The organism is Streptomyces sp. NPDC025833, assembly GCF_055558055.1.
This window is the reverse complement of record NZ_JBVHNF010000008.1, coordinates 49,646-65,477: the sequence shown is the minus strand read 5'-3', so window position 1 is coordinate 65,477 and position 15,832 is coordinate 49,646. Positions and strand designations below refer to the sequence as shown.

Sequence of the window (15,832 nt, the reverse complement as noted above, 5' to 3'; positions counted from 1 at the left end):
CATCGATCGCCCGCCCGCCGCTGTCCGCCCCGCCCCGCTCCGCAGCCCCCAGCCGTCTCCGCAGGCGTCCGGCGCCCCGAGCCGCCGCCGGTCGTACCCCCGGCGGCACCGGCCGTCACTGCTCACCATCGACCGCCCCGCCCGCCACTGTCCGCCCCGCTCCGCAGCCCCCAGCCGTCTCCGCAGGCGTCCGGCGCCCCGGGCGGCAGCGCGCCCGCGCCCGCCCTGGCACCCCGGCCGGCCCCGAGCCGCCGCCGGTCGCGCCCCGGCCGCAATCCCGGCCGCATCGGCCGCATCGGCGGCCCCCGACCACACCGCCCGCACCCGCCGCCCACCCGTCACCGCCCACTCGTCACCGCCCGCTCCGCCCACTCTCGTCCCGCCCGTTCCCGCCCCACCCCGGCACCTTTGGAGGAACGCCCAACCCGACCGGCCCCCGTTCCTCGGCGACCTTGCCATTAGGCTGACCCCCGTGAAGGTCCTCGTCATCGGCAGCGGCGCCCGCGAACACGCCCTGTGCCGCTCCCTGTCCCTCGACCCCGACGTCACCGCGCTGTACTGCGCCCCCGGCAACGCCGGCATCGCCGAGGTCGCCGAGCTGCACCGGGTCGACGCGCTCGACGGCGCCGCCGTGGCCGAGCTGGCCACCGGCCTCGGCGCCGAGCTGGTCGTCGTCGGCCCGGAGGCCCCGCTGGTCGCCGGCGTGTCCGACGCCGTCCGCGCGGCGGGCATCCCGGTCTTCGGCCCCTCCGGGGAGGCCGCGCTGATCGAGGGGTCCAAGGCCTTCGCCAAGGACGTCATGGCGGCGGCCGCGGTGCCGACCGCCCGTTCCTACGTGTGCACCACCCCGGAGGAGGTCTCGACGGCCCTCGACGCCTTCGGCGCCCCCTACGTCGTCAAGGACGACGGCCTCGCGGCCGGCAAGGGCGTCGTCGTCACCTCCGACGTCGAGGCCGCCCGGGCGCACGCCGCCGGGTGCCTGGGGGAGTCCCCCGCGAAGCGCGGGAGCGTGGTGATCGAGGAGTTCCTCGACGGCCCCGAGGTGTCCCTGTTCGCCGTGACCGACGGTGTGACGGTCGTCCCGCTCCAGCCCGCCCAGGACTTCAAGCGCGCCCTGGACGGCGACGAGGGCCCGAACACCGGCGGCATGGGCGCGTACTCCCCGCTGCCGTGGGCCGACCCGAAGCTGGTCGACGAGGTGCTCGACACCGTGCTCCAGCCGACGGTGGACGAGATGCGCCGGCGCGGCACGCCCTTCTCCGGGCTGCTCTACGCCGGGCTCGCGATCACCTCGCGCGGGGTCCGGGTCATCGAGTTCAACGCCCGCTTCGGCGACCCGGAGACCCAGGTCGTGCTGGCCCGGCTGCGGACCCCGCTGGCGGGGGTCCTGATGGCCGCCGCCACCGGCAACCTCGCCGACCTGGCGCCGCTGCGCTGGAGCGAGGACGCGGCCGTCACCGTCGTCGTCGCCTCGCACAACTACCCGGCCACCCCGCGCACCGGCGACCCGATCACCGGCCTGGACGCGGTGGCCGCCGAGGACGCGCCCGACGCGTACGTGCTGCACGCCGGCACCCGGCACGACGGCGACGCGGTCGTCAGCGCGGGCGGGCGCGTGCTGTCCGTCACGGCCACCGGCAAGGACCTGTCCGAGGCCCGCGAACGGGCCTACCGGGCGGTGGGCCGGATCGGCCTGGACGGCTCGCAGCACCGCACCGACATCGCGGCGAAGGCGGCCGAGGCGGCACGCGCCTGACGGAACGGGCGGCCCCCTGGAACCACCGCGCCACCCCCTCGGCGCCGCCCCTCGGGCGCGCCCCCGCCGTACATCAGGCCCCGGAGGAATCCGGGGCCTGACCTTTGCTTGCCGTCATCCAGCTCTGACCAGAGCCATTCCATCGAGTGAGCAATCGGCTATCCGGCTGACGTGCGCCCGGGCCCCAACTAGGGTGCCGCGCAAGCGTTCCGGCACTTGGCCCACCGGCATTGCGATGTCGGCGGCGGGTGCCACAGTGGGGGAGTGAGCAAGACCAGGGCGGCACGCGATCGGCAGGGAGGGGGCGAGGTCGGCACGTGACCGGAATCGGTGTGGAGGCGGGTGCGCGGGCCGCGCGCTCCCGGGCCCTCGGCGTGCTGCGGGTCCGGGGCCGGGCGCTGGCCGTGGCCGTGCTGCCCGCGGGCGCCGCGGTGATCCTGCTGGCCGGCGCCGCCACCGGCCGTCTGGCCGGCCCGGGCTGGGACACGGCCCGGTGGCTCGTCGGCGTGCTCGCGGTGCTGGTGCTGCTGGCCGCGGCCGGGATCGCGCTCGTCGTGGCCCGCGCCCGCCCCGCCACGAGCCCCACGGTCCCCGTCCCCGAGGCGTCCGCCCCGGACCTGTACCGGATGGTGCGCGACCTCGCCGACCGCCTGGACGTGCCGGCCCCCTCGGCCATAGCGCTCACCCCGGACTGCGACAGCTGGCTGGAGGACCGGGCCCACTCGGCGCACGGCCCGCCCCCGCGTCCCGCGCCCGACGAGGCGGCGGGCCGGGGCGCCCGCCGCGCCCCGGTCGCGCCGGTCCTCGTCATCGGCTCCCCGTTCCTGTGGTGGATGCGCGTCGGCGAGCTGCGCGCGGTCCTCGCCCCGGTCATCGCGGGTACGGGCCCCTCGGCGCACCCGGACATAGCCGCCGCCCGCCGCTTCGTCCGCGGACTGGACGCGGCCGTGGCCGTCGCCTCGGAACCGGGCCGCCGCCCGCCGGTCCGCTGGGTGTGCGCGGTCCTCGGCCGGGTGGCCCGGCTGCTGCTGAGAGGCTGTCGGGAGCACGCGACGCAGATGGAGCGCGGGGTCGCCGCCGCGGCCGCCGAACGCGCCCAGGCGGTGGACTACGGCGTGCGGATCGTCGCCCAGGAGCAGGTCGGGCTCGCCTACGCCGGCTGGGACCGGCTGCTCACCCGGGTCGCCCTGCCCGCCTGGCGCATCGGCCGCTGGCCGTCCCGGCTGGACGCGGGCGTGGTGGCGGCGCTCACCGAGCTGTCCCGCCGCGACCGGCTCGCCGAGGGCTTCGCCTCCCGGCTCGGCGAGCGCCCGGCCTGCGACCTGCTGGAGGAACCCGGCGCGGTGGACGAGGCCGCCTCGCTGCTGGCCGCCCACCTCTTCCACGGCGGTCCCGCCGAGGCCCGCCCCGGCTGGACGCCGGTGGACTGGCAGGCGTACCCGGAGGAGGTCGTGGACCGCACCTGGCGCGCCGACGCCGCCCGGCTGCACCGCGTGCTGGACTCCCTCGGCGTCCTCCCCTCCCGCGACCCCGCGGCTCCCGGCCCCGGCGGCCCCACCCTGGCGCGGGTGCTGGAGCACCTGGCGGAGCCGGCCGCACCGGCGTCCGGCGGCCCCGCGGGCAGCGGCCCGCGCGAGCCCGCCCCCGGGCCCGGCCTCCGCCCCGCGTACGACGACGAGGAGGACGCCGACCGCGCCACCGAGCGCAGTGCCGCCCTGGCCGCCCGGCTGAGCGCCGAGCTGGCCCGGGAGGAGGCCGCCGCACCGGACGGCGGCCCGGCGGCCCGCCCGGACCCCGGGAGCCACCCGTGGAACGCCGGGGACGGCGTCCTGCCGCCCTTCCCGCCGCAGCCCCAGCGCACCGCCCGGGAACTGCTCGCCGACCACCTCACGGCGATGGTCTGCTGCGCGGCCGTCGACACCGCCGGCGCGGTCCCCGCGCTGGACTGGCTGGACGGCCCGTCCCTGCTGCTGGGCGGCGTCCGGGCCGCCGATCTGGGCCCCAAGGTGCTCAGCCTGATCGAGGAGGGAGACCCGGGCCCGCTGCGCGACTGGCTGGTCACCTCCGGCATACGTCCCGAGAAGCCCGTGCGGCTCGTCTGAGACCACCGCGTCCGGGACCGCCGCGCACCCCCTTTTCCCCACGTAACGGAAAGACGTCTTCCACTTCAGGTCAATTCGCAACGAGTAGTGACCGAGCCCGTGCGTTATGTGATGTGCTGGGACCGCCCACGCCTTTGGCAAAGGCGCGCGACATACGACGGCGCGGCCGGGCGCGGCGAACACCGCCGCAAGGAGCACCGCGAGAACGACAGCGAGAACGGCCGTGAGAACCACCGCGGGACCGACCGCCGTACCGGCCGCGAGTACGACAGCGAGAACAGCGAGCACCGCCGACACAGGCACGGGGGGCATGAGCGAGGGGAGCGACCATGGCCTCGGACCACATCCGCCGCTGGGAGTCCGGAGCGCTCGCGCACGCCGTCACGGACCCCTTCGGCCTGGGACCGGTGCCCTGGCTGCGCGGCAGTGAGACGTACTTCGACGACACCGGCCACGTGGTGCCCTGGTACGTCGACCCGAGCCCGCCGCAGGTCACCACCGGCGGCCGGGCACGCGTCCCGGCGCCCCGCTCGGCCGGCCCGGGCCCCCGCTCGGCCGACGACGTGCACCGCCAGATCAAGGGCTTCACCTCCACCGGCGCGGTCACGCCCGGCGAGGCGATCGACTTCCACGTCACGGTCGACCCGCCGCAGGAGTTCAGCGTCGACATCTACCGCATCGGCCACTACGGCGGCGACGGCGCCGCCAAGATCACCACCAGCCCCCGGCTGTCCGGCATCGTGCAGCCCGCGCCGCTGACCGCCGACCGCACGGTCTCCTGCCACCACTGGTGGCTGTCCTGGCGCCTCCAGGTGCCCTCCTACTGGAGCATCGGCGCCTACGTGGCCGTCCTCACCACCGCCGACGGCCACCGCTCGCACGTGCCCTTCACGGTCCGCGACGACCACCCCGCCGACCTGCTCCTGCTGCTGCCCGACATCACCTGGCAGGCGTACAACCTCTACCCGGAGGACGGCCACACCGGCGCCAGCCTCTACCACGCCTGGGACGCGGAGGGCCGGCTGCTCGGCGAGGCCGACGCGGCCACCACGGTCTCCTTCGACCGGCCGTACGCGGGCGCGGGCCTGCCGCTGCACGTCGGCCACGCCTACGACTTCATCCGCTGGGCCGAGCGCTACGGCTACGACCTCGCCTATGCCGACGCCCGCGACCTGCACGCCGGCCGGGTGGACCCCACCCGCTACCGGGGCCTGGTCTTCCCCGGCCACGACGAGTACTGGTCGGTGCCGATGCGCCGGGCCGTCGAGGACGCCCGCGACCGCGGCACCTCGCTGGTCTTCCTCTCCGCGAACACCATGTACTGGCAGGTGGAGCTGGGGCCGTCCCCGTCCGGCGTCCCCGACCGGCTGCTGACCTGCCGCAAGCGCAAGGGCCCCGGCCGGCCGGTGCTCTGGCGCGAGATCGACCGGCCCGAGCAGCAACTGGCCGGCATCCAGTACGCGGGCCGGGTGCCCGAACCGCACCCGCTGATCGTCCGCAACGGCGGCCACTGGCTGTGGGAGGCGACCGGCGCGCACGAGGGCGACGGGATCAAGGGCCTGGTCGCCGGTGAGGCGGACCGTTACTTCCCGCGCACCCCGCTGCCCGCGCACGACGAGCGGATCCTGCTCGCCCACTCCCCGTACACCGACGGCGAAGGCGTCCTGCGCCACCAGGAGACGTCCCTCTACCGCGCGCCCTCCGGCGCCTGGGTGTTCGCCTCCGGCACCTTCGCCTGGTCACCGGCGCTGGACCGCCCCGGACACGTGGACCCCCGCGTCCAGCGGGCCACGGCGAACCTGCTGGACCGCATCTGCAAACGGGACTGACCCCTGACCGCACCGCGATCACCCGCATACGGGAGAATCGAGGCACTTGGACAGAGCCACGGGGAGGAACCGTGTCCGGATTCGTAGAAAAGCCCGAGCCGATCGAGGTTCCGGGCCTGGTGCACCTGCACACCGGGAAGGTGCGCGACCTGTACCGGAACGAGGCGGGCGACCTCGTGATGGTCGCCAGCGACCGCATCTCCGCCTACGACTGGGTGCTGCCCACGGAGATCCCCGACAAGGGCCGGGTCCTCACCCGCCTCTCCCTGTGGTGGTTCGACCAGTTGCGCGACCTCGCCCCGAACCACGTGATCGGCACCGAGCTGCCCGCGGGCGCCCCCGCCGACTGGGCGGGCCGCACGCTGGTCTGCAAGTCGCTGAAGATGGTCCCGGTGGAGTGCGTGGCCCGCGGCTACCTCACCGGCTCCGGCCTGCTGGAGTACGACGAGTCCCGGACCGTCTGCGGCCTCGCCCTGCCCGAGGGACTCGTCGACGGCTCCGAACTGCCCGCCCCGATCTTCACCCCGGCCACCAAGGCCGAGGTCGGCGAGCACGACGAGAACGTCTCCTACGAGGAGGTGGCCCGCCAGGTCGGCGCGGAGACCGCCGCCCGGCTGCGCCAGGCCACGCTCGCGGTGTACTCGCGGGCCCGGGACATCGCCCGCGACCGGGGCATCCTGCTGGCCGACACCAAGTTCGAGTTCGGGTACGACGGCGACACCCTGGTCCTCGCCGACGAGGTCCTCACCCCGGACTCCTCCCGCTTCTGGCCGGCCGACCAGTGGCAACCGGGCCGCGCCCAGCCCTCGTACGACAAGCAGTTCGTCCGCGACTGGCTGACCTCCGCCGAGTCCGGCTGGGACCGCCGCGGCGAGCAGCCCCCGCCGGCGCTGCCGGAGCGGGTCGTGGAGGCGACCCGGGCCAAGTACCTGGAGGCGTACGAGCGGCTGACGGGCACGAGCTGGGCCTGACGGAGGGCCCCCGGCTCCGGCCGGGGGCCAACGCGAGAAGCCCCCGGCCGGAACCGGGGGCTTCTCCATGGAGCGGACGACGAGGCTCGAACTCGCGACCTCAACCTTGGCAAGGTTGCGCTCTACCAACTGAGCTACGTCCGCACTGCGCCGTGGCGCGAGAGCAACTATACCCAACCTCGCTCCCGTGCGAGACGCACTGCCGCATGACGGTTCTCGGCACCGAGTTTCGTGGCGGCCGAGGAGAGGTAGTTCCGCACCGTCCCCGGGGACAGCGCGGCCCGCTCGGCGATCTCCGCGACCGGTGCGCCGTCGGCCGCCAGCTCCAGCACCTCGGCCTCCCGCGCGGTCAGCGGCGAGTCCCCGGCGGAGATCGCGTCCGCGGCCAACTCCGGATCGACGTAACGGTTTCCGGCGTGCACGGTCCGGATGATCTCGGCGAGCCGCCGGGCGCTGAGCGTCTTCGGGACGAATCCGCGCACACCGGCCGCCAGCGCCCGTTTCAGATGCCCGGGCCGCCCGTGGCCGGTGACGATCAGCACCCGGCAGCCGGGCAGTTCGGCACGCAGGGATGTGGCGACCCTCACACCGTCCGCGCCCGGCATCTGGAGGTCCAGGACGGCCACGTCGGGTTCGTGCGCCCGCGCCATGGCCAGCGCCTCGGGTCCGCTCGCCGCCTCCGCGACGACCAGCAGGTCGTCCTCCAGTGCCAGCAGCGCGGCCAGCGCGCCCCGGATCAGATGCTCGTCGTCGGCCAGCAACAGCCGTACCGGACCGCTCATGACGCGACCCCACCCACTGCCTCCCGTGCCGGACCCGCGGCGCTCCCGTCGGCCAGCGGCACCTCCGCCACCACCCGGAACAGGTCCGCGCCGGCCGGCTCCGCCGTGAGGCTCCCGCCCACGGCGGCCAGCCGCTCGCGCAGCCCGGTGAGCCCCGAGCCCCCGCCGGGCGCTCCCGCCGCCCCGCCGCCCGCGGCGGTCCGCGCCGCGGACACCCCGTCGTTCTCCACCGTCAGCACCACAAGCCCCTCCTGCGTCCGCAGCCCCACCGTGCACCGGCGCGCGTCCCCGTGCCGCAGCACGTTGGTGGTGGCCTCGCGCACCACCCAGCCGAGCGCGGACTGCACCTCGGCGGGCAGCCCGGCGGTGTCCGCCCGTACCTCGCACACGATGCCGGCCGCCGCCAGCACCCCCTGCGCACCGGCGAGTTCGACCCCGAGGTCGGCCGCGCGGTAGCCGCGGACGACGGCCCGCACCTCCCGCTGCGACTCCTGCGCGATGCGCTGCACCTCGATCATCTGCTCCACGGCCTCCGGCCGTCCGCGGCGGGCCAGTTGGACGGCCAGCTCGCTCTTGAGGGCGATCACGGACAGGTTGCGCCCCAGCACGTCGTGCAGGTCCCGCCCGAACCGCAGCCGTTCCTCGGCGACGGCGAGCCGGGCCTCGACCTCGCGGGCCCGCTCCGCCTCCCAGAGCACCGACAGCGTCCAGGCGCCGCAGCGGCAGGCGAGCAGCGAGAAGAGCGTGTGGAAGGCGGTCATCGCGCCGGTCGCGAGGAGGCCCGCGGCGCTGTGGTCGGTGACCCAGACGGCGCCCATGAGCAGCACCGCGAGCGCCGCCGACCGGCGCAGGAACGTCCGCACCGGGACCGTGAGCCCGTAGAGCAGCCCGAACGGCAGCAGGGCGGCGCCGATCGAGAACCGGACCGTCATCGGGTCGGCCGCGTCCAGCGCGGACAGGCTCACGATCAGGGCGAGCGCCAGTCCCAGCAGGACGGCGGCCGCGCGGTGGCCGCCGGCCGGCGCCGGGGCACGCCCCAGGTAGTGGTCGAGGGCGGGCCGGGTGAGCCGGTTGGAGACCACGCACTGCAGGGCCGACACGAGGACGAGCAGGACGCCGATGACGAGCGCCGCCGGCCGGTGGTCCAGCCCCCCGACCAGCGGCAGCAGCAGCCAGGCGAGCGAGAGGAACCAGATGGTGGTGTACCAGGTGACCACGGTGTACAGCTCGACGCGGTCGGCTTTGCTCCGGTCCCGCCAGTGCCGTTGCCGCCACCGGCGCATGCGCCCCAGCATCCGCGCGACCCCCCGTTCCTCAGCGCCGCGGTTCCCAGCGGAACCGCCGCCGTACAGCAAACACCGCCACCACGATCCAGGCCACCGCGGTCGCGAGGGCGGTGAGCGTCTCGCCCGTGCTCAGGTGGCCCGTCCAGCCGCCGCGGAAGAGCCGGACCGCCGGGGACAGCGGCAGCAGCTCGCAGACGGCCGCCAGCCGGTCCGGCATGACCTCCACCGGGACGGCGATGCCGGAGCCGATCATGGACACGAACATCAGGGGCAGTGTGGTGACCTGGGCGCTCTCCACGCTGCGCGTGAAGGACGCGGTGAGCGCGGCGAGCGCGGCACTGACCAGGAGTCCGGCCACCAGCCCGGGCAGGATCAGGTACGGCGCCTTCGGCGCGCCGGTGTGCAGCAGGGCCGCGCACCCGGCGCACAGCAGCAGCGCCTGGGCCAGGCCGATCCCGGCCGCGGGCAGCGCGGTGCCGGTGAGGATCTCGGCGTCCGACAGCTCGCCGGTGCGCAGCCGCTTCAGGACCAGCTCCTCGCGGCGGGCGACGTAGGCGTTGACCAGGGCGGTGTACACGGCGAACAGGAACGAGAAGCCGACCGCGGCCGTCAGCAGGGTGGTGCCGACGGTCAGCCCCTGCGTGCCGAGGTCCATTTCGTCGAAGGCCGGCCGCACGCTGAACGGCAGCAGGAGCGGCACGAACAGCGCGGTGATCACGACCCCGCGATTGCGGCCGAGCAGGGCCAGTTCGGCCCGGCCCAGCGCGCGCAGCCGCTGTACGGAGGCCGGGCGCAGGCCCGGGAGCGAGCCGGTCACGCCACCGCCTCCCGTTCCCGCGCGATCTGGAGGAACGCCTCCTCAAGCGAGGCCGAGCGGACGTCCAGCCCGCGCAGTTCGACCCCGGTCCGCTCGGCCCAGTTCAGCACCGCGGTGGCGGTGCGCTGGAGTTCGGTGGTGCGCAGCAGCACGGTGCGCCCGTCGCTCTCGTGGTCGTGGACGCCCAGCTCGGCGAGGGGCGGCAGGTCGCCGGGGAAGTAGCCCTCGGGCAGTTCGAAGGACATCCGGGAGGGGCGGCCGGCGGTGACCTCGGCCGGTGTCCCGGCGGCGGCGATCCGGCCCCCGTGCAGGATGGCGAGCCGGTCGGCGAGCCCCTCGGCCTCCTCCAGGTAGTGCGTGGTGAGCAGGACGGTCGTGCCGGCGGCGCGCAGTTCGCGCACCAGGGCCCAGGTGTCCCGGCGGCCCTCCGCGTCGAGTCCGGTCGTCGGCTCGTCGAGGAAGAGCACCTCGGGGTCGCCGAGCAGCGCCAGCGCCAGGTCCAGGCGCCGCCGTTCGCCGCCGGACAACTGCTTGACCCGCACCCCGCGCCGGTCCGAGAGCCCCACCAGGGCGAGGACTTCCCGCTCGGGCCGGGCCCCGGTGGTGCAGCCGGCCCACATCCGGGCGGTCTCCGCGACGGTCAGCTCGGCGGGGAAGCCGCCCTCCTGGAGCATGACGCCGGTGCGCGGCCGCACGGCGGAGCGCTCGCGGAAGGGGTCGTGGCCCAGTACCCGGACCCGGCCGCCGGCCGGGGCGGCGAGCCCCTCCAGTACTTCGACGGTCGACGTCTTCCCGGCGCCGTTGGTGCCCAGCAGGGCGAAGATCTCCCCGCGCGCCACGGAGAAGGTGATTCCGCGTACGGCTTCGAACCCGCCCCCGTAGACACGTCTGAGGTCCGTGACCTCGATCACGTGCTCGTGTCCGTTGGTGTCCATGGCACCAGCCTCCCGGCGGGGCCGGCCGCAGGGCAGTGCGCGGTGTCATCACCGGGCATGACAAATGTCAGAACGGTCGCCGGGAATGAGCGGAGAGGCCGCCGACAACGAAGAGACCCCGGCCCATTGGGCCGGGGTCTCTTTCCCGAGCGGACGACGAGGCTCGAACTCGCGACCTCAACCTTGGCAAGGTTGCGCTCTACCAACTGAGCTACGTCCGCACTGTTGCCGATCGGCTCCCACCGACCGGTGCGGGCACCAGCCTACCCGATCCACAGCGGTGGTCGTGACGGCGATGCAGAGCGGGTGACAGGAATCGCACACTGCGCCTTCCCCCTGGAAGGGGGATGTTCTACTACTGAACTACACCCGCACGGTCCTCGGGATCCGGTCCTTCGGCCTCGCCCCTCGGCGTGTCCCAGACATTAGCTGATCAGCAGGGGGGTAGCGCAAGTCGGCTCCCCCGCGAGCCCCCGCGCGCCCCAAGTGCACGGCCCCCAGGGCCCTCTGACGGTCCCTGAGGGCGCGACCCGCCGCGGGCTCACTGGGCGGCGCTGAACGCCTCGTAGACCTTCTTGGGGATGCGTCCGCGGGCCGGGACGTCCATCTTGTTGGCCTGGGCCCAGGCGCGGACGGCCGCCGGGTCGGGGGCGACCTCCGTCTGCCGGAACGCCTTGCCGGAGCGCGACCGCTTGCGGCCGGCCTCGACGTAGGGCGCGAGCGCCTTGCGCAGTTTTTCGGCGTTGGATTCGTTCAGGTCGATCTCGTACGACTTGCCGTCCAGTCCGAAGGCGATCGTCTCCGCCGCTTCCGAGCCGTCGATGTCGTCAAAGAGAGTGACCACGACCTTTTGCGCCACGAATATCGGTCCCTTCGAGCGGCATGTCGTTACAGCTCAACGCCGTCGACATGCCGAGTATCGGCTATTGCCAATTCATTTGTACAGTGCCCGGCAAAGCAAAGTGAAGTCCGACTAAATCCGTCCGCGTGTCCGGGCGCAATAGGTGCCGCGGACGGACTGGGGAACTTTCCCAGAATTTTTCGCGGGCGCAGGGCTTCGACACCCGATCGTGACGCGCCTCACGTACATTCCTCCAACTCTACCCGCGTAGAAATTTTGTACGGGTAGTCTGAAGGAACCTGCTCAGCACCACACCTCGGGAGTGCCAGTGGCACGCGTCGTAGTCGACGTCATGCTCAAGCCGGAGATCCTCGACCCCCAGGGCCAGGCGGTCCAGCGTGCGCTGCCGCGCCTGGGTTTCCAGGGGATCTCGGACGTACGTCAGGGAAAGCGTTTCGAACTGGAAGTCGACGGCCCCGTCGATGACGCCGCGCTCGCCCGGATCCGTGATCTCGCGGAATCCTTCCTCGCCAACACCGTGATCGAGGACTTCACGGTGCGGGTCGACGAAGTCGCGGAGGCGGCCAAGTGACCGCTCGTATCGGCGTCGTCACTTTCCCGGGCAGCCTGGACGACCAGGACACCCGGCGCGCGATCCGTCTCGCGGGCGCCGAGCCGGTCGCCCTGTGGCACAAGGACAAGGACCTCAAGCAGGTCGACGCCGTCGTGCTGTGCGGCGGTTTCTCCTACGGCGACTATCTGCGGGCCGGCGCCATCGCCCGTTTCTCGCCGGTGATGGACTCCCTCATCGAGCAGGCCAGGGCCGGACTGCCGGTCCTCGGCATCTGCAACGGCTTCCAGATCCTCACCGAGGCGCACCTCCTCCCGGGCGCGATGCTCGGCAACGACCACCTCCACTTCATCTGCCGCGACCAGAAGCTGCGGGTGGAGAACGCGGAGACCGCCTGGACCGCCGACTACCGCGCCGGCCAGGAGATCCACGTCCCGCTGAAGAACATGGACGGCCGGTACGTCGCCGACGAGTACACGCTCGACAAGCTGGAGGCGGAGGGCCGCGTCGCCTTCCGCTACCTGGACTTCAACCCCAACGGTTCGCTGCGGGACATCGCCGGCGTCACCAACGAGGCCGGGAACGTCGTCGGCCTCATGCCGCACCCCGAGCACGCCGTCGAGCCGCTGATCGGTACGGGCCGTACCGACGGGCTCCCGTTCTTCACCTCGATCCTCAAGAAGCTGGTGGGCGCATGAGCCGGACGCCTCTGGACACGGTCGAGCACGCGGCCGCGACCCCCGACGTCGAGCTGCCCTGGGCCGAACTCGGCCTGAAGAAGGACGAGTACGAGCGGGTGGTGGAGATCCTCGGCCGCCGCCCGACCGGCGCCGAGCTCGCCATGTACTCGGTCATGTGGTCCGAGCACTGCTCGTACAAGTCCTCCAAGGTCCACCTCCGCCAGTTCGGCGAGAAGGCCCCGGAGTCCGACGCGATGCTCGTCGGCATCGGCGAGAACGCCGGTGTGGTGGACGTCGGCCAGGGCTACGCGGTCACCTTCAAGGTCGAGTCGCACAACCACCCGTCGTACGTCGAGCCCTACCAGGGCGCGGCCACGGGCGTCGGCGGCATCGTCCGCGACATCATCGCGATGGGCGCGCGCCCGGTCGCCGTCGTGGACCCGCTGCGCTTCGGCGCCGCCGACCACCCCGACACCAAGCGCGTCCTGCCGGGCGTCGTCGCCGGCATCGGCGGCTACGGCAACTGCCTGGGCCTGCCCAACATCGGCGGCGAGGTCGTCTTCGACGCCTGCTACCAGGGCAACCCGCTGGTCAACGCCGGTGCCATCGGCGTGATGCGGCACGAGGACATCCACCTCGCCAAGGCGTCCGGCGCGGGCAACAAGGTCGTCCTGTACGGCGCCCGGACCGGCGGCGACGGCATCGGCGGCGCCTCGATCCTCGCCTCCGAGACCTTCGACGACGCCAAGCCCTCCAAGCGCCCGGCCGTCCAGGTCGGCGACCCCTTCCAGGAGAAGCTCCTCATCGAGTGCACCCTGGAGGCGTTCCGGGAGAAGCTCGTCGTCGGCATCCAGGACCTCGGCGCGGCCGGTCTGTCCTGCGCCACCTCGGAGCTGGCCTCCAACGGCTCCGGCGGCATGCGCGTCACCCTCGACGACGTCCCGCTGCGCGACTCGACGCTCTCTCCCGAGGAGATCCTCATGAGCGAGTCGCAGGAGCGCATGTGCGCGGTCGTGGAGCCGCAGAAGGTCGACCGCTTCCTGGAGATCTGCGAGAAGTGGGACGTCATCGCCACCGTCATCGGTGAGGTGACCGACGGCGACCGGCTGGAGATCTTCTGGCACGGCGGCAAGATCGTCGACGTCGACCCGCGCACGGTCGCGCACGAGGGCCCGGTCTACGAGCGCCCGTACGCCCGCCCCGAGTGGCAGGACGCCCTCCAGGCCGACGACGCGAACAAGCTGCCCCGCCCGGAGACCGGCGAGGAGCTGCGCGAGCAGGTCCTGCGGCTGGTGGCCTCGCCGAACCAGGCGTCCAAGAAGTGGATCACGTCCCAGTACGACCACTTCGTGCAGGGCAACACCGTCCTCGCCCAGCCGGAGGACTCCGGCATGATCCGCGTGGACGAGGAGACCGGGCTCGGCGTCGCCATCGCCACCGACGGCAACGGCCGCTACGCCAAGCTCGACCCGTACACGGGCGCGCAGCTCGCCCTGGCCGAGGCGTACCGGAACGTCGCCACCACCGGTGCCAAGCCGCTGGCCGTCTCCGACTGCCTGAACTTCGGCTCCCCCGAGGACCCGGCCGTGATGTGGCAGTTCGCCGAGGCCGTGCGCGGTCTGGCGGACGGCTGCCAGGTGCTGGGCACGCCGGTGACCGGCGGCAACGTCTCGCTGTACAACCAGACCGGCGAGGCGGCCATCCACCCGACCCCGGTGGTGGCCGTGCTCGGCGTGATCGACGACGTCGCCCGCCGCACCCCGGTCGCCTTCCAGGAGGAGGGCCAGCTGCTCTACCTCCTCGGCGACACCCGGGAGGAGTTCGGCGGCTCGGCCTGGTCCCAGGTGGTCCACGACCACCTCGGCGGCCTGCCCCCGCGGGTCGACCTGGAGCGGGAGCGCCTGCTGGCCGAGATCCTGATCTCCGCCTCCCGCGACGGCATGATCGACTCCGCGCACGACCTGTCCGACGGCGGCCTGGTGCAGGCCGTGGTCGAGTCCGCGCTGCTCGGCGGCAAGGGCGCGCGCCTGGTCGTACCCGACGGCCTGGACGCCTTCACCTTCCTGCTCTCCGAGTCGGCCGGCCGCGCCGTCGTGGCCGTGCCGCGCTCGGAGGAGGTCCGGTTCAACGACATGTGCGGCGCGCGGGGCCTGCCGGTCACCCGCATCGGTGTCGTGGACGGCGACGCGGTGGAGGTCCAGGGCGAGTTCTCGCTGTCCCTCGCCGAGCTGCGCGAGGCCCACGAGGCCACGATCCCGGCGCTGCTCGCGTAAGCGGCCGAGCGGTCGTACGCGTACGACGGTTGGGCCCGCCCGTCTCCCCGGGCGGGCCCTCGCCCGTGTACTCACGGCTCCGTCCCGTCGGCGTACGGCGCCGCCCCTCGGCGCAGGCCACCGGTCAGCCCGCGGGCTCGCCGGCAGGGCTTAGGCTCACCGCCATGCCACCGGCCAAGAAGCGCGCCCGCAGCTACGACCCCGCCAGGACCCGCGCCGCGGTCCTGGCCCAGCTCGCCCACGTCCGGGAGGCCGCCCGCGGCCTCACCTCCGGCCAACTCGCCCTGCCCACCCGGCTCGGCGACTGGACCGTGCGCGAACTGGTCGCCCACATCGGCATGGCGACCACCGCCGTCCTCCGCGCCGCCGGCCGGCCGGCCCCGCCCCGGCAGGACGTGACGCCCGCGCAGTGGCCCTTCGCCACGGCGGCGAACGCCCGCGCCATCGCCGACTTCACCCGGGACGTCGCCGCGGACCACCCGGACCTCGACGCCTACCTCGCGGACGCCGACTCCGCCCTGCGCGCCCTGTTCGACGCGCACCCCGGCGGCCGGCTCCTGGAGACCAACGCGGGCGCGCTCCCGCTGGACGACTACCTGGTCACCCGTACCGTCGAACTCGTCGTCCACACCGACGACCTGAACGCCGCCGTGCCGGGCCTCGACGTCCCCCACGACCGGCAGGCCCTGGCCGCCGCCACCCGGCTGCTCGCCGACGCCCTCGCCCTGAAGGCGCCCGGCGGCTCCACCGAGGTGCGGGTGCCGCCGTACGCCGTCGTGCAGTGCGTCGAGGGGCCCCGGCACACGCGCGGCACCCCGCCCAACGTCGTGGAGACCGACCCGCTGACCTGGATCCGGCTCGCCACCGGCCGCCTGAGCTGGCCGGACGCCCTCGCCGCGGCGGCGGTCAGCGCGAGCGGCGAACGGGCGGACCTCGCGGGACTGCTGCCCGTCATGTCCTGACGGACCCGGGTGGAACCGGTCGCTCCG

At 73.9% G+C, this 15,832-nt stretch carries 13 protein-coding genes and 3 tRNA genes; 8 read left to right on the top strand and 8 right to left on the bottom strand.

Annotated elements, in window-relative coordinates; genetic code table 11:
* Nucleotides 1-472: 472 nt before the first annotated feature.
* The 4 genes from purD to ACZ4K2_RS15545 all read left to right on the top strand — a co-directional run bounded on the left by purD (nt 473) and on the right by ACZ4K2_RS15545 (nt 6,658).
* The gene (gene purD / locus ACZ4K2_RS15560) at nt 473-1,756 is read left to right on the top strand and encodes a phosphoribosylamine--glycine ligase (protein ID WP_467468704.1); all 1,284 of its coding nucleotides are present in this window, start codon (nt 473-475) and stop codon (nt 1,754-1,756) included.
* A gap of 317 nt (nt 1,757-2,073) precedes the next feature.
* On the top strand, nt 2,074-3,858 hold the full coding sequence (locus ACZ4K2_RS15555; protein WP_467468706.1) for a M48 family metalloprotease: 1,785 nt from the start codon (nt 2,074-2,076) through the stop codon (nt 3,856-3,858).
* A gap of 329 nt (nt 3,859-4,187) precedes the next feature.
* Nucleotides 4,188-5,687, top strand: a complete 1,500-nt coding sequence (locus ACZ4K2_RS15550; RefSeq protein ID WP_467468707.1) for a N,N-dimethylformamidase beta subunit family domain-containing protein — start codon at nt 4,188-4,190, stop codon at nt 5,685-5,687.
* 71 nt (nt 5,688-5,758) lie between these two features.
* A complete protein-coding gene (locus ACZ4K2_RS15545) occupies nt 5,759-6,658 on the top strand; it encodes a phosphoribosylaminoimidazolesuccinocarboxamide synthase (protein WP_467468709.1) in 900 nt (299 codons plus the stop codon).
* Between the two features lie 68 nt (nt 6,659-6,726).
* On the opposite strand, the gene ACZ4K2_RS15540 is transcribed toward ACZ4K2_RS15545, so the two are convergent.
* The 8 genes from ACZ4K2_RS15540 to ACZ4K2_RS15505 all read right to left on the bottom strand — a co-directional run bounded on the left by ACZ4K2_RS15540 (nt 6,727) and on the right by ACZ4K2_RS15505 (nt 11,337).
* A tRNA-Gly gene (locus ACZ4K2_RS15540) sits at nt 6,727-6,802 on the bottom strand.
* A gap of 23 nt (nt 6,803-6,825) precedes the next feature.
* Nucleotides 6,826-7,440, bottom strand: a complete 615-nt coding sequence (locus ACZ4K2_RS15535; protein WP_467468711.1) for a response regulator — start codon at nt 7,438-7,440, stop codon at nt 6,826-6,828.
* Nucleotides 7,437-8,723 (bottom strand): sensor histidine kinase, encoded by a 1,287-nt coding sequence (locus tag ACZ4K2_RS15530; protein ID WP_467468713.1) that lies wholly within the window; start codon nt 8,721-8,723, stop codon nt 7,437-7,439. Before ACZ4K2_RS15530 ends, ACZ4K2_RS15535 begins: the two co-directional genes overlap by 4 nt.
* A 31-nt stretch (nt 8,724-8,754) precedes the next feature.
* A complete protein-coding gene (locus tag ACZ4K2_RS15525; protein ID WP_467468714.1) occupies nt 8,755-9,543 on the bottom strand; it encodes an ABC transporter permease in 789 nt (262 codons plus the stop codon).
* A complete protein-coding gene (locus tag ACZ4K2_RS15520) occupies nt 9,540-10,478 on the bottom strand; it encodes an ABC transporter ATP-binding protein (protein WP_467468716.1) in 939 nt (312 codons plus the stop codon). Before ACZ4K2_RS15520 ends, ACZ4K2_RS15525 begins: the two co-directional genes overlap by 4 nt.
* Nucleotides 10,479-10,626: 148 nt before the next feature.
* A tRNA-Gly gene (locus ACZ4K2_RS15515) sits at nt 10,627-10,699 on the bottom strand.
* An 80-nt stretch (nt 10,700-10,779) separates the two neighbouring features.
* Nucleotides 10,780-10,851: transfer RNA gene (locus ACZ4K2_RS15510), tRNA-Gly, on the bottom strand.
* Between the two features lie 168 nt (nt 10,852-11,019).
* Nucleotides 11,020-11,337: a histone-like nucleoid-structuring protein Lsr2 gene (locus ACZ4K2_RS15505; RefSeq protein WP_201821922.1), complete on the bottom strand. Its 318-nt coding sequence runs from the start codon at nt 11,335-11,337 to the stop codon at nt 11,020-11,022.
* Between the two features lie 310 nt (nt 11,338-11,647).
* On the opposite strand from ACZ4K2_RS15505, the gene purS reads away from it, so the two are divergent.
* From purS to ACZ4K2_RS15485, 4 genes are all read left to right on the top strand, one after another.
* The gene (gene purS, locus ACZ4K2_RS15500; RefSeq protein WP_467468719.1) at nt 11,648-11,911 is read left to right on the top strand and encodes a phosphoribosylformylglycinamidine synthase subunit PurS; all 264 of its coding nucleotides are present in this window, start codon (nt 11,648-11,650) and stop codon (nt 11,909-11,911) included.
* Complete coding sequence (gene purQ / locus ACZ4K2_RS15495) at nt 11,908-12,588, top strand: phosphoribosylformylglycinamidine synthase subunit PurQ (protein ID WP_467468721.1); 681 nt, start codon at nt 11,908-11,910, stop codon at nt 12,586-12,588. The genes purS and purQ overlap by 4 nt, the downstream gene beginning before the upstream one ends.
* The gene (gene purL, locus ACZ4K2_RS15490) at nt 12,585-14,843 is read left to right on the top strand and encodes a phosphoribosylformylglycinamidine synthase subunit PurL (RefSeq protein ID WP_467468723.1); all 2,259 of its coding nucleotides are present in this window, start codon (nt 12,585-12,587) and stop codon (nt 14,841-14,843) included. Before purQ ends, purL begins: the two co-directional genes overlap by 4 nt.
* Nucleotides 14,844-15,007: 164 nt before the next feature.
* A complete protein-coding gene (locus ACZ4K2_RS15485) occupies nt 15,008-15,805 on the top strand; it encodes a sterol carrier family protein (RefSeq protein WP_467468725.1) in 798 nt (265 codons plus the stop codon).
* Nucleotides 15,806-15,832 lie beyond the last annotated feature (27 nt).